This window comes from Paraburkholderia sp. SIMBA_027, assembly GCF_046535315.1.
GTDB classification, from domain to species: domain Bacteria; phylum Pseudomonadota; class Gammaproteobacteria; order Burkholderiales; family Burkholderiaceae; genus Paraburkholderia; species Paraburkholderia tropica.
Genome location: NZ_JAWRWY010001531.1, coordinates 1 through 239, shown reverse-complemented (window position 1 = coordinate 239; position 239 = coordinate 1). Strand labels below are relative to the sequence as shown.

At 59.0% G+C, this 239-nt stretch carries 1 pseudogene; it reads left to right on the top strand.

Features of this window, described 5'->3' with window-relative positions:
- Nucleotides 1-69: 69 nt before the first annotated feature.
- Nucleotides 70-239 (top strand): annotated as a pseudogene (hslU, locus tag SB764_RS44310) (HslU--HslV peptidase ATPase subunit); the annotation flags it as partial.

Genomic DNA, 239 nt, shown 5'->3' with positions numbered 1-239 from the left:
AGACCATTGAGGAGCAGGACCTCGCCGAGTAAGCCGCAGGCTTACTTGCGCTTGAGGCCGCCAAACACTATGTCCATGACTCCCCGCGAAATCGTCCATGAACTTAACCGCCATATCATCGGCCAGGACGATGCCAAGCGCGCCGTTGCCATTGCGCTGCGTAACCGCTGGCGCCGGATGCAACTGCCCGAAGAACTGCGCGTTGAAGTAACGCCGAAGAACATCCTGATGATCGGCCC